General features: G+C 68.3%; 9 protein-coding genes. 4 read left to right on the forward strand and 5 right to left on the reverse strand.

Going from position 1 to position 12479, the window contains the following annotated elements:
- Positions 1 to 4: 4 nt before the first annotated feature.
- From U4Y91_RS00400 to U4Y91_RS00415, 4 genes are all read left to right on the forward strand, one after another.
- Positions 5 to 766 carry a class I SAM-dependent methyltransferase gene (locus U4Y91_RS00400; protein ID WP_321802470.1) on the forward strand — a complete coding sequence of 254 codons (762 nt, stop codon included), beginning with the start codon at positions 5 to 7 and terminating at the stop codon, positions 764 to 766.
- A gap of 198 nt (positions 767 to 964) precedes the next feature.
- Positions 965 to 2188 (forward strand): RtcB family protein, encoded by a 1224-nt coding sequence (locus tag U4Y91_RS00405; protein ID WP_321802471.1) that lies wholly within the window; start codon positions 965 to 967, stop codon positions 2186 to 2188.
- Positions 2189 to 2399: 211 nt separating this feature from the next.
- On the forward strand, positions 2400 to 3695 hold the full coding sequence (locus U4Y91_RS00410; RefSeq protein WP_321802472.1) for an O-acetylhomoserine aminocarboxypropyltransferase/cysteine synthase family protein: 1296 nt from the start codon (positions 2400 to 2402) through the stop codon (positions 3693 to 3695).
- Between the two features lie 925 nt (positions 3696 to 4620).
- The gene (locus U4Y91_RS00415; RefSeq protein WP_321802473.1) at positions 4621 to 4911 is read left to right on the forward strand and encodes a DUF4148 domain-containing protein; all 291 of its coding nucleotides are present in this window, start codon (positions 4621 to 4623) and stop codon (positions 4909 to 4911) included.
- A gap of 164 nt (positions 4912 to 5075) precedes the next feature.
- On the opposite strand, the gene U4Y91_RS00420 is transcribed toward U4Y91_RS00415, so the two are convergent.
- The 5 genes from U4Y91_RS00420 to U4Y91_RS00440 all read right to left on the reverse strand — a co-directional run bounded on the left by U4Y91_RS00420 (position 5076) and on the right by U4Y91_RS00440 (position 12459).
- A complete protein-coding gene (locus U4Y91_RS00420; RefSeq protein ID WP_321802475.1) occupies positions 5076 to 6284 on the reverse strand; it encodes a phosphotransferase enzyme family protein in 1209 nt (402 codons plus the stop codon).
- Positions 6285 to 6416: 132 nt separating this feature from the next.
- Positions 6417 to 7028, reverse strand: a complete 612-nt coding sequence (gene pnuC, locus U4Y91_RS00425; RefSeq protein ID WP_044848104.1) for a nicotinamide riboside transporter PnuC — start codon at positions 7026 to 7028, stop codon at positions 6417 to 6419.
- A gap of 59 nt (positions 7029 to 7087) precedes the next feature.
- Positions 7088 to 9319 carry a TonB-dependent siderophore receptor gene (locus U4Y91_RS00430; protein ID WP_321802476.1) on the reverse strand — a complete coding sequence of 744 codons (2232 nt, stop codon included), beginning with the start codon at positions 9317 to 9319 and terminating at the stop codon, positions 7088 to 7090.
- Between the two features lie 653 nt (positions 9320 to 9972).
- Positions 9973 to 10176, reverse strand: a complete 204-nt coding sequence (locus U4Y91_RS00435; protein WP_021164122.1) for a DUF2970 domain-containing protein — start codon at positions 10174 to 10176, stop codon at positions 9973 to 9975.
- 123 nt (positions 10177 to 10299) lie between these two features.
- Positions 10300 to 12459, reverse strand: a complete 2160-nt coding sequence (locus U4Y91_RS00440; RefSeq protein ID WP_321802479.1) for a pyridoxamine 5'-phosphate oxidase family protein — start codon at positions 12457 to 12459, stop codon at positions 10300 to 10302.
- Between the last annotated feature and the right edge of the window lie 20 nt (positions 12460 to 12479).

Consider the following 12479-nt stretch of genomic DNA (forward strand, 5'->3'; position numbering starts at 1 on the left):
TCGCATGACGTCCGGCTCGGCAACTGCCGGCGAAATCCTCTATGCCGATCCACGTCTCGTCGCGGTCTATGACCGGTTCAACGCCGGTGATCGCGACTTCGCGTTCTACGCGTCGCGCATCGGCACAACGCCGCAACGGATTCTCGATCTCGGCTGCGGCACTGGCACGTTCGCGCGCCGGCTCGCGGCGGCCGGGCACGACGTCGTCGCGATCGACCCCGCACCCGCGATGATCGACCATGCGCGACGCCAGCCGGGTGCCGGCGCGGTGCGCTGGGTCGCGTGCGATCTCGGCGGCCTGCCGCCCGGCGCGCCGTTCGATGCCGTCGTGATGACCGGGCACGCGTTCCAGTGCCTGCTGACCGACGCGGAGATCGACGCGACGCTGTGCGGCGCGCGGCGCGTGCTGGCCAACGGCGGGCGCTTCCTGTTCGAAACGCGCAACCCGAGCGTCGAGCCGTGGCGCAGCTGGACGCCACAGGCGTCGGCATCCCGGATCGATTCGCCCGAATTCGGCAGCGTGGAGCTGCATCATGAAGTGACCGCAGTCGACGGCTCCATTGTGTCGTTCGACACGCATTACCGCTTCCGTCGTGACGACATGCAACGGAAAAGTACGAGCCGGCTGCGCTTCATCGCTCAGCGCGATCTGCAGGCACGCGTTGTGGCGGCCGGGTTCTCGTCGGCGGACTGGTACGGCGACTGGCAACGCGCGCCGTTCGACGACGCGGCCAGCGCGGAGATCATTGCGGTCTGCCACGCGTGAATGGTGGAACATCGTTCACGCGCGGCTACCGCGCAGCGAGCACTCCGCGAATCGAGTCCGACCCGGTCGCGTCGTACCCCGATTCGGCCAACGCACGTCGACCGGCAGCCTGTGAAGAAAAAGACAAGAATAGATGGAAGCATCATGCTTTCACGAGCTTGCGCCGGACGACTGAAGGGGCGATCGAAGGTGAAGCAAATGAGTAACGATGATTTTCAGGTGATGGAACTGGCGAACGGCAAGCCGGTGAAGATGTGGACGCAAGGCGTCGCGGTCGAGGACGACGCGCGCACGCAATTGCGCAACACCGCGCGGATGCCGTTCATCTTCAAGCACGTCGCGGTGATGCCGGACGTCCACCTCGGCAAGGGCTCGACGATCGGCAGCGTGATCCCGACGAAGGGCGCGATCATCCCGGCCGCGGTCGGCGTCGACATCGGCTGCGGGATGATGGCCGCGCGCACGACGCTCACGGCGGCGGACCTGCCGGACGCGCTCGGCGGGCTGCGCAGCGCGATCGAACGCGCGGTGCCGCACGGCCGCGCGCCGGGCCGCCGCGATCCGGGCGCATGGGGCGATCGCACGCCGGCCGCCGTGACCGAATCGTGGAAGTCGCTGCTGCCGGGCTTTCAGCGGATCGTCGGCAAGTATCCGAAGCTGGAGAAGACGAACCATTACGTGCATCTGGGCACGCTCGGCACGGGCAACCACTTCATCGAGGTGTGCATCGACGAAGCGGATCACGTGTGGTTCATGCTGCACAGCGGCTCGCGCGGCGTCGGCAACGCGATCGGCAGCCTGTTCATCGAACTTGCGCAGGCCGACATGCGCCAGCACATCGCGAACCTGCCGGATCGCAACCTCGCGTATTTCACCGAGGGCAGCCGGCACTTCGACGATTACGTCGAAGCGGTCGGCTGGGCGCAGGACTACGCGCGCCGTAACCGGCAGGCGATGATGGACGCGGTGATCGGCGCGGCGCGCGGCGTGATCGCGAAGCCGTTCGCGGTCGACGAGCACGCGGTGAACTGCCACCACAACTACGTGCAGCGCGAACGTCACTTCGGCGAGGACGTACTCGTGACCCGCAAGGGCGCGGTGTCCGCGCAGAAGGGGCAACTCGGGATCATTCCGGGCTCGATGGGCGCGAAGAGCTTCATCGTGCGCGGGCTCGGCAATCCGGAGAGCTTCTGTTCGTGCAGCCACGGCGCCGGCCGCGCGATGAGCCGGACCGAAGCGAAGCGCCGCTTCACGGTCGACGACCAGGTCAAGGCGACGCGCGGCGTCGAATGCCGGAAGGACGCGGGTGTCGTCGACGAGATCCCGATGGCCTACAAGGACATCGACGCGGTGATGGCGGCGCAGCGCAGCCTCGTCGAAGTGGTGCACACGCTGCGTCAGGTGGTGTGCGTGAAAGGATAGCGCGGCGCGCGGCCGAAGGCCGGGCGGCCGCGCGCCGCCATCACTTCACGCACCGACGTTCCACTGCTCCTGATCCATCGCGCACCCTTCGTCCGAGAAAAAACGCATTCCATGCGCGGCAGCCCCATAAGCAACAAACCATTCGTTCTAAGGACGTCAGCGCACCTGCTCCTATAATCGCTCGATCACGACAACAACAGATGGAGCACTCATGACCGATCAGGCCTCTTCGAACTGGCGCCTCGAAACCATCGCCGTGCACGGCGGCTATCGCCCCGACCCGACCACGCGCGCGGTCGCGGTGCCGATTTACCAGACCGTTGCGTACGCATTCGACGACACGCAGCACGGCGCGGACCTGTTCGACCTGAAGGTCCAGGGCAACATCTACACGCGGATCATGAACCCGACGACGGACGTGCTCGAGCAGCGGATCGCCGCGCTCGAGGGCGGCATCGGCGCGCTGGCGCTGGCGTCGGGCCAGGCGGCCGTCACGTACGCGATCCAGACGATCGCGGAAGCCGGCGACAACATCGTGTCCGCCAGTTCGCTGTACGGCGGTACCTACAACCTGTTCGCGCATACGCTGCCGCAATACGGCATCACGACGCGCTTCGCGGATCCGCGCGACCCCGCGTCGTTCGAGCCGCTGATCGACGCGCGCACGAAGGCGATCTTCGCGGAATCGGTCGGCAATCCGCTCGGCAACGTGACCGACATCGCCGCGCTCGCGGAAGTCGCGCATCGCCACGGTATCCCGCTGATCGTCGACAACACGGTGCCGTCGCCGTACCTGCTGCGTCCGTTCGAACACGGCGCGGACATCGTCGTGCACTCGCTGACGAAGTATCTCGGCGGCCACGGCACGAGCCTCGGCGGCGCGATCGTCGATTCGGGCAAGTTCCCGTGGGCGCAGCACGCGGACCGCTTCAAGCGGCTCAACGAGCCCGACGTCAGCTATCACGGTGTCGTCTACACGGAAGCGTTCGGGCCGGCCGCGTATATCGGCCGCGCGCGCGTCGTGCCGCTGCGCAACATGGGCGCGGCGATCTCGCCGTTCAACGCGTTCCAGATCCTGCAAGGCATCGAGACGCTCGCGCTGCGCATCGAGCGCATCAGCGACAACGCGCTGAAGATCGCGCAGCATCTCGCGCGCCATGAACACGTCGAATGGGTGAACTACGCGGGGCTGCCCGATCACCCGGATCATCCGCTCGTCGCGCGCTACCTGTCGGGCCGCGCGCCCGGCATCCTGACGTTCGGCGTGAAGGGCGGGCGCGACGGCGGCGCGAAGTTCCAGGACGCGCTGAAGCTGTTCACGCGGCTCGTCAACATCGGCGACACGAAGTCGCTCGCGACGCATCCGGCCTCGACGACGCACCGCCAGCTGTCGCCGGCCGAGCTCGCGAAGGCCGGCGTGAAGGAGGAAACGGTACGGCTGTCGATCGGCATCGAGCACATCGACGACCTGCTCGCCGATCTCGACCAGGCGCTCGCGCAGCTGTGACCCGCAGCGGGCGCGCCGGTTTGCCGGCGTGCCCCGTTCGCCACCGCCGCGTTCTTCGTCGGCTTCATCGTGTTCTTTCCATCGGTGCGCGATCGTGAAGGCCCGACGACGGTTTCGTCACCGATCGAAGACGATTCAGGCGAATCGGTACTGCGACCTGCCGGTGCCTGCGTGACAAAAATTTCATCTTCTGATCAGCTTCGCGACGGGTCACTTCGATACGATCGACAGCGTGACGGGCGATGCCCGTTACCACCCACGCAAGCGATTCGTTGCCGCACGGCACGAACACGCGTTAGGCCCGGACACGCACAGTGCCGGGCCTTTTTTTCGTGATCGTTCACGCCACCGCGACCGTCAGCGCGCGACGTTCCGCTGCGGAAACAGGCATGGATGCGTTTTCACGTGAAAGTCCGGATTGCTGCAGCGATGTCCCGCGTAGTCGATCTGCTCGCCCGGCATCCGTGTGGCGGCAACGGGCTTTTCCTTTGCCGCACGGGCCGGTGCAACTGATCCGGTGCCGTGGCGCACGGACGCGCAGCCCGCGAGAAGCGGAACGAGCAACATGACGATGAGCGATGAGCGGAGAGACAAGCGTTTCACTTGGGGACGAGAGGAAGTGTCGTGACAGGCCGTCCGCCATCGGGACTGCCGCGGCGAACGGTGCGCAAGCCAGCGTCCGGGTCGCCTGTCGGCAGCCATCCTGCCGACGCGTCCGCCGCTGGGTGACTGCATGTTCCGCCCTGGTCCCGTCGCAGGCATGACCCGAACATGACGATCGCATCACGTCGGCCGAGCCCGCACGTCACGGCCCTCGGCCCCGCAATCTGACGCATTTGTCATCTGCCCATCACGGTCACGCTTGGCGGCTTTCGCATACTGGGCTCATGGATCGCCACCCGGCGGCCTCATCAAGGAGAGCTCCATGAAAACGGCAAAACTCGCAGCCCTGTTCGTCACCGCCACGCTGTCGCTCGGCGTCGCCTCGCAAGCCGCCTTCGCGCAAGCGCAAACTCAAACGCAGGGCAAGACCCGCGCGCAAGTCATCAACGAACTGAAGCAGGCGCAGCACGACGGCGTCGTGCCGACGAGCAAGACGCAGTACCCGCCGACCAGCGAGATCGTCGCGCGCAACAAGGAACTTCACGGGCTTTCGGTGCATGCCGACGAGAAGGCGCCGCAGGCCGACAATCACGACAGTCTCGCGACCCGCTGATGCAAGTCAGGCGTGGACGCTGCCCGGCGATCGCCGGCAGCGTGCCGCGCGCCGCCGGATCGCGGCGAACGCGCGGCCGTGCCGTGCGGTGCGATTGCAGCACCGCAGGAAGGTGAAGTTCGGGCAGACGACACTGCCGGCTCGACAGTGTCCGCCACGCAGCTTTACACGCGGCCCCGCTTCGCGCGCCGGCGTTGCACCAGCCAGTCGAGCAACTGCTGCCCGTCGCGTTCGCCGAACCATTGCGCATGCCCGATCAGATAACCGTCGTACGCAATGTCGACGATCTCCGGCGCATTGACGATGCAGCCGAAATACGCGACTTCCGACAGCGCGAATTCGGTATGCACGATGGGCAGCATCGCGACCAGCGCCGCATACGCGTCGTCGCTCAGCGGTTCGAGCGATTCGTAGCCGTCGAGCAGCGCGCCGATCTGTTCATACTCGACGCGACGTGCATCGGCCGGCGCCATCCAGTCGATCGCGTTGCGTTCGATCGCGAGCGCGAGATCCATGACGGCGCACGTGCGATCCGACAGGCCGAAATCGAGCACGGTCCGCACCTGCGCGCCGGGCGCGGCGTCGGTCCACAGCAGATTCGACGCATGCCAGTCGCCGTGCGTCCACAGCGGCGCCAGCGCGGGCAGCAGCGGCACGAGGCGCGCGTGGTACGGGCCGATCGCGTCCGCGACATCGCCGCGCCAGTCGCGCGTGCCGAGCGCGCGCACCAGCAGCGGCTGCGCATCGACCCAGCGTTCGAGCGCACCGGGAAGATCGGCGGACGACAGCACCCGGAAACTCGACAGCAGCGTGCGCAGGGGCCGCGCCGGCGCATCGTAGCCGGCCGACGCGCGATGCAGTTCGGCCAGCGCGCGGCCTGCCGCGTACGCATGCGAAGGATGCGTGAACGGCTGCCACGACATCACGCCGCGATACGCGTCCACACCCGGCGCCACCACGTGCACTTCATAGGTCCAGTCGCCGGATGCGAACGCGGTCGCGCCGTCGCGACCGGCGAGCACGTCCGCGACCGGCACACCGCGATCGCGCAGATGCGCGATGAAGCGATGCTCCTCCTCGAGCCCGGCGACGTCGCGCAGGCTCGCATGATGACGCTTGACGAACAGCGCGCGCGCGTCGGCCGTGTGCACCAGCACCGCCGCCGAGAACGGCCGCGGGCTGTGCCACGTAAGCCGCGCCGGCGCGCCGACGCCATCGATCCGCGCAAGCACGCCCGCGACTTCGTCGTGCGTCATCAGCGGCCAGTCGCGTTCGGCCTGCTCGCCGTCGACGCCGAATTGCGGCGGCGCGACGTCCCGCATGTCGGCGACGTCACGCGATGCAGGCGCGTCCGGCTCGAGTGGAAATGACATGAACGACGTCGCTCCGAAATTGAATCAGCCCGTGAATCGGCTCGTGAATCGGCCTTTGAATCAGCCTTTGAATCAGCCCGCGGATCAGCCCTTGGATCAGCCTTTGAATCAGCCCGCGGATCAGCCCTTGGATCAGCCCGCCGGGCTCGCCGTCGCGCGCAGCGCATTCGCCGTCCGGCTCCAGTCGCGCCAGCCGACGACGGCGAGCGCGATGAACAGCGCGTAGAGTCCGGCCGTCAGATACAGCGCCTTGAACACGAACATTCCGACGTACACGACGTTCACGACGATCCACAGCCCCCACGACGCGATGTAGCGCCGCGCGGTCCAGTATTGCGCGACGAGGCTGAACGCGGTCAGCGACGCATCGACGAACGGCAGCGCCGCATCGGTCCAGCGCGCCATCATCCCGCCGAGCAGCGCGCTGCCGACGACGGCCGCGATCAGGTCGGGCAGCATCTGCCGCGGCCGCACGCCGGTGACGGGCGCGACGTCGCCTTGCGGCGCCGCGCCGCCGCCCGCCTCGAGCGTACGCTGCGCGATCCAGCGGCGCCAGCCGTACACCTGCAGCACCGCGAACGCGCCCTGCAACAGCATGTCGGAATACAGCTTCGCGTCGAAGAAGATCCAGCCGTACAGCGCGACCGACGCGAGCCCGACCGGCCAGCACAGCATGCGCCGCTTCGCGGTCAGCCAGATCGCGAGCGCGCTGACGATCACGCCGGCGATTTCGAGTGGGGACATCGTCTGTGCTCTCCTGGTTGGCTGCCGGTGCCGCGCATCACGCGGCCGGGTCCGGACGATCAGAAATCATAGGTCAACGACACGCGCGCGGTGCGCGGCGCGCCGGGGAACAGGTACGCGTCGCCCTGCTGCTCGCCCGCGTCGCGCCAGTAGAACTTGTTGAACAGGTTATCCACCGACACGCGCAGCACCGTGCGATGGCCCGCGATCTTCGTCGTATAGCGCGCGCCGAGATTGAACACGAACCACGACGGCACGCGCGCGGTACCCTCTTCGTTCGCGTTGCGGCCCGCGCTGTACTCGACGCCGCCGAGCACGTTCAGACCGGCGACGCCCGGCACCGCGTAGTCCGCATACAGCGACGCGCGCAGCGCCGGCACGTTGATGATCTGGTGCCCTTCGTACGCCGGCGAACCCGAGTCGTACGCGCGCGCGCGAATCGCCGCGACGCTGGCCGTCAGCCCGAGCCGCTCGGTCACGCGCCCGGCCGCGCCGAGCTCGATCCCCTGGTGGCGCTGCGTGCCGCGCTGCACGAACGTATAGCTGGTGCCCGACGCATCGGGATCGGCGAACTGGAACGGCTTGCTGATCGAGAACACGGCGGCCGTGAGGCTCAGCCGGTCGAGCCAGTCGTATTTCGCGCCGAGCTCGAACTGATGCGATTCGACCGGCGGCAGGAACGCATACGCATTGGTCGCGCGCACCGGCGCCTGGTCGCCGAGCGACAGCGCCTTGCTGTACGACGCGTACAGCGACAGCACGTTCACCGGCTTGTAGACGAGCGCGACCTGCGGCAGGAACACCGAGCGGTCGGTGTGCGTCGCGTCGCCGTCGAGGCTGTCCCAGCTGCGCTGGCGCAGCAGCACTTCCTTGCCGCCCGCGAGCACCTGCCAGTGCTCGCCGATGCTGATGCGGTCGAGCCCGAACACGCCGTACTGCCACGCGTCGAGGCGCGGATACGACGGCCCCGGCGAATTCGGCGACGGCGAGAAGGTCACGTCGGGTCCGTAGATGTTCTCGCTGCCCACGTAGTCGTACACGGCGTCGGCCATGCTCACGACGCGGCGCTGCACGCTCACGCCGAGCGTCAGCTCGTGCCGCAGCGGGCCTGTCGCGAACTTGCCCGTCGTGACTGCGCGCAGGTCGTCGTTGCGGCGGTATTCGCCCGGGCTGCGGAAGTCGTACACGTCGTAGTCGCCGTTCGCGCCGAAGAAGAACGGCGACGTCGTGCCGGCCGCGCAGCTCGCCGCGTAATAGCAGCCGTACGCGAACGCGCTGTTGTCGTCGATCATCGTGCGGCTGCGGCCGGCGGCGACGTAGGCCTTCCAGTCGTCGTTGAACTGGTAGTCGAAGCGCGCGTTCAGGTTCAGTGCGTCGGTCGTCACCGGCTTCGCCCACGGCTGCGTGCCGAGCGCCTTCGACGTCGTCTTGACCGACGGCACGACGGTGCCGCCGAGCAGCTGGTAGCCGGGCGCGGAACGCTGGATCCACTGCTGGAATTCCGCGTTGAACTGCATGCTCGCGCGCGGGCTGATGTCCCAGTCGGCGGCGATCGAGCCGAACGTGCGCCGCCCGTTGGTGCCGTCGATATAGGAGTGCATGTTCTCCTTCGCGGCGTTGATCCGGAAGCCGAACTGATTGTCGGGGCCGAAGCGGCGGCCGAGATCGACGGCCGCCGACGTCGAGCCGCGGCTGTCGACGCCGCCCGTCACGCTCGCGACGTTCGCCGAGCGCTTCGTCACGAAGTTGATCACGCCGCCCGGCGCGACCACGCCGCTGTCGATGCCGGCCAGCCCCTTCAGGATCTCGACGCGCTCCTTGTTCTCGAGCGGCACGTTCTGCTCGCCGGACACCGTCAGTCCGTCGATCCGGATCGCGCTCGCGAGATCGACCGGGAAGCCGCGGATCGCGAAGCCTTCGAAGTAGCCGACCGGTGCATAGTCGTTGACGACCGAGGCATCGTTGCGCACCACGTCGCTCAGGCGCTTCGCCTGCTGGTCGTCGATCTGCGCCCGCGTGACGACGTTGACGGAGGCCGGCGTGTCGCGCAGCGGCGCATCGTCGAGCCCCGCGACCGACGCCGTGCGTGCGCGCAGCGTGTTGCCGCGCTCGCCGCTCACCGTGATCGTCGGCAGCGTCGCGCTGCCGGCCGCACCGGCGTCGGGCGCCGGCGCGTCGCCCGGTGCCGCGGCGGCCTGCGCCGCGAAAAGCGTGATGCCGAGACCGACGCCAAGCCCGGCCTTCGCGCGCCGCCGCCGTGCAGGCGACGCTGTTGTTCTATTCACCGTCATTGTTCTGGATGGAAAACTCGCCACTCGACCCTGTCGAAACACTCGAAATACCCGAAACCCGTTGCGCCGCTGCGAAGCGCGACCTCGCACATGAACCCGCGACGGCGCCGGCGAACCGCATGACCGCCGGACCGCCGGACCGCCGGGCACGAACGTCGACACGACATTCATCAGACGAATCGGACGATCGGGCAGCATGCGTGCCGATCGATCGGGAAAGCGCAGGATGGGACATCGGATGACGGTGACGCGCCGGGCACCGACGCAGCCGGCGATCCCTGGATCGCGAGCATGTCGGGCGGCCGGCCGCGTCGCGCGGTCTTGTCATGCGGGGGACGCTTCGAACGCCCCGGTTGCGGGCGCCGGGCAGTTGCGTACGCCGTTCGTCGGAACGGCGGCATGCCCGTCGCGCGCGACATCGCGGCGTGGCGCGCATTTTACCCCGGGCGGGGCTGAAGGCCGTGGAATCGGGTGGAACGGGAGACGGGAACCGCGGGATGGGGGAAATACGCTTCGAATGGTGCGACAGCGGCGGCGATGCGATCGCGATGCGCATCGTGCGCGGCGACCTCGACAACCGGTGCAGTCACGCGCCGGTCGAACGAGCGAAAACCGGAGCGGGAATGACGGCCCGCTGCCGGTTCACCCGACGCTCAGAAACCCTGCATCGTCGCGGTCGGATCGACAACCAGATGCACGACGCCGTAGATGACCGCGCCGACCAGCAGCGCGAGCACAATCGCCACGAACGGCAGCAACGTGTAGTTGACGTTCGCGAGATCGGCCGCGTGCGCCTTGCTGTTGCGTACGCCGAAGAAACTCCACAGGACCAGCTTGATCATGCCGAGCAGTTTCATGGTTGTGCTCCTTTCATCGAATCGGTTGACGCTATCGTCGATCCGACCGGCATTCGAAAAAAGAAGCAGTTGCGCGTGCTTTTCGCGCAGCAGGCCGTCTGCGGCGGCATGTCGCAGGGTCCATCAGCGGTCGAGCACGAGCGCCTCCGTGGTGCCCGTCGCGGGCCGCGCGACGCACAGCAGCGCACAGCCCGGTTCGACCGGCGCGTCGGGTGCTTGCACGTAATCGACCGAACCGGACAGCACGCGCGTCGCGCACGTGCCGCACGACCCCGACCGGCATTCGGACGGCACCGCCACGCCCCGGCCTTCGGCGAATTCGAGCAGCGTGCCGTCGGCGGGCCTCCAGGCGGCATCGCGTGCCGAGCGGCGGAACACGACCGGCAAGCTTGCCGCCGGCGGCGCCCCGGCCGCGCGGGCCGCGCTGCGCACGACGCTCGATGGTCCGAATGCCTCGAAGCGGATACGCTCGTCCGGCACGTTCAGCGCGCGCAATCCGTCGTACATATCGCGCATGAACGCGGCGGGTCCGCACAGGTAGAAATCGTAGTCGTCGAACGGCAGGATGCGCTTCAGTTGCGTGATGTCGACGCGACCCGGTCGTGCCGCGCCGTCGCGCTGCGGCCGGCTGTCGAACCAGTGCAGCGATACGCGCGGGTCCGCGTCCGCGATGCGCGTCAGTTCCGCTGCAAACGGCCGGTCGGCCGTATCGCGCGCGCCGTGCACGAACACCACGCGGCGCGACGGTGCGTCGTCGGCCAGCGCGCGGCGCAGCATCGCGATCATCGGCGTGATGCCGATGCCGGCCGACACCAGCACCGCCGGACGCGGGCTCGCGACGTCGAACGTGAAACGGCCGCGCGGCATCTGCGCATCGAGCGTCATGCCGGCACGCGCGTGGTCGTGCAACCAGGCCGACACGCGTCCTTCGCGCTTCACGGTGATCCGGTAATGCGATGCGCCGGGTGCATCGGACAACGTGTAGCTGCGGATCGTCGGCGTATCTTCGTCCGGCAGCGCGACGCGCAGCGTCAGATGCTGCCCGGCTTCGTAGGCCGGCAACGCGTCGCCGTCCGCCGCTTCGAAATGAAACGAGCGGATCGCGCGCGCTTCGTCGACGATCTTCGCGATGCGCAGCGGGCGCCAGATGGAGGGGGATGCCGATGTGGGCACCGACGTCGATGTCGATGTCGATGCAGACGCCGAAGTCGATGCTGACTCAGATGCGGGCGCGGATGCCGGTGCCGGTGCCAGTGCAGATGCCGATACCGCCGGCGAGACAGATGCCACCGCCCCACCCGCGATCGCCGCCACCACCCTCCCCGCAAACTGCGGCGCCCGCTCGACCGCCGACCACCTGAACGGCAGCACGCCCTGCGTGCGCCGCACTTCGCGCACGTGAAACCGCACGACCCGCTGCGCGCCGTCGAACGACGCGACGAGCGGCCCGTCCCACACGATCTCCGCGTGCGCAGCGACATACAGCAGGTCGCCGCTGTCGAAATCGACGAACAACAGCCCCGCGCGCGGATCGTGCTGCAGGTTGCCGAGCGTATTGAAGAAGCGGTTGCCGCTGAAATCCGGCGTCGTCAGCGTGTGCGCGTGGTCGACGCGCACGAAGCCGGGCATGCCGCCGCGATGCGACACATCCGCGCCGCGCGCGGCACCCGCACCGGCCGACGTGTTCGCACTCGCGACGAAGAACGTATCGGCCTGCGCGAGCAGTGCGCGATCTGCGTCGCTCAGCCGGTCCGACACGTCGGCCGCGATGGACGCATCGCCTGCGCGCGACACGAACGTCGGCGTGCGGCCCTGAATGTACTTCGCACAGTTGCCGAAGCTCTGCTCGACCGCGATCTTCAGCGCGCCGCCGTCGACCGCGCGCACGACACCGTTCACGCGATTGCGCCGGCGCGTGTCGAACTCGATCCCGAGCCCACCAAGCGGCACACCGGGCTGCCATGCACCGGCCAGCGGATCGCCGGGCAGCGCGTCGCCGTCGATGCGCAGCGTGCGCGCGTCCGGCGTCGTCACGAAGCCGGGTATCCCGACCCGCAGCGTCGCCCACGGCTGGCCGTGCGCATCGACGCCGCCGAGCACGAAGAACGGCAGCTGCGCGAAGAACGTCCGGTGCTGGTCCGGCATGAAGCGCCGGATGCCGCGCCGGCCGGCCGCGCCCGCGGCCTCCGTCACGCCCGCGCGCTGCTGCACGGCCAGCTCGCCCGCATGAAACGGCGCAACATCCAGTTCCCAGCCCGGTACGGCGGCGGTCGGCGCGGTCATCGCGTTCTCCCGGTGAAGTC

Origin of the sequence: Burkholderia sp. BCC1993, assembly GCF_905339865.1 — a bacterium.
Taxonomy (GTDB): Bacteria; Pseudomonadota; Gammaproteobacteria; order Burkholderiales; family Burkholderiaceae; genus Burkholderia.